The organism is Parapedobacter soli (assembly GCF_025460835.1).
GTDB lineage: Bacteria > Bacteroidota > Bacteroidia > Sphingobacteriales > Sphingobacteriaceae > Parapedobacter > Parapedobacter soli.
Genome location: NZ_JAMXAY010000136.1, coordinates 1 through 1,137 on the forward strand (window position 1 = coordinate 1; position 1,137 = coordinate 1,137).

The following is a 1,137-nucleotide window of genomic DNA, read 5'->3' on the forward strand; positions in this document are numbered from 1 at the left end:
AGAGGCGCACTCCGTCAGTTACTGGCGGAGCCGTCTACTCGATTGGCGGTAGTTTTTTTTATTCAATTCTCCTTAATACCCCCTTTAATTTTGCTTCAACTCCAAGATTATCAAAAAGTTTTTCAGTCAATGTTAATGTCTTCTTGAAAGCTGTTTTAATATCTGTCGGATCTAATTCTGATGTTGTCTCCTGAAATAACGAATACCAATCTGGGTCTATGTCTTTTTCCAAGCTTTTTGTTGGACTTTCCCAATGTTTGGTTTGGTATGTTTCAATTCTTATTAACCAAAGTAAATATTTTTGAACATTTGATAAGCTTTGGTAAGCGTGAGCAAATTCCTGTCGTTTAATTAAGTTGCTTGTTGTAAGTAAAACATTCAACAATGATTGGCTCAACCACAGGATATTTTCATTTGTTGTTCGATCAGGTACTTTAGTTTTTATTTCTTTGAGCGTGTTAGTCAATAAATCTTCTTTATCTACTAAAATCATCTTGTCAAAGTCGCTAAACTCTACCAAACCGTCCCACGATTTGATAACTTCCATTTGGTCGTTTGTCAAAAAATGAAACTCCCCCCTTATCATATTTTCAAAAATGGCAACTTCACTTCCATACTCGTTGGTAAAATATAATGCCAAAGGATGAATTTGGCTTACCCAATTTTCAGCGGAAAAATTTTCTTTATCCTTCAAGAAGATGTAGAATTCAATATCTGAATATTTGTCCCCTTCATTTTTGGTAAATGACCCGTACATAAATACGGCAGAAATATTTTTATCATTTTGAGCTATTGACTTTGTTTTGTCAATCATTTGTAACTGTGTCATTTTCTAATTTTTTAATATTAACAATCGCCCTTTCTACTTTGCGTATTAAAGGATATTTCAATTCTTATTCTATCTTACAGTTACTTATAGCTTCATTTTCTTGAATGTTTTTCGTTGTTAATTGTTTCTTCAAATTACCGCCAACGGTTCGGGGCTTTGCGAGGGAGCGGATTTTATGCACAAACGCTCAATCGAAGAACCGAACTACAAATTTAGCAAAAAGTTTCATACGAAGCACTTAACCCGCTCTCTTGCAAAACCCTTGTGTGTGCCCTGCATATGCAGGACACACCCCGAAAGCTTTTCAA

General features: G+C 35.0%; 1 protein-coding gene. It reads right to left on the reverse strand.

Going from position 1 to position 1,137, the window contains the following annotated elements:
* Positions 1-58: 58 nt before the first annotated feature.
* Entirely contained in the window at positions 59-829 is a 771-nt protein-coding gene (lnu(I), locus tag NGM62_RS21885; protein WP_008992950.1) for a lincosamide nucleotidyltransferase Lnu(I), read from the reverse strand.
* Positions 830-1,137 lie beyond the last annotated feature (308 nt).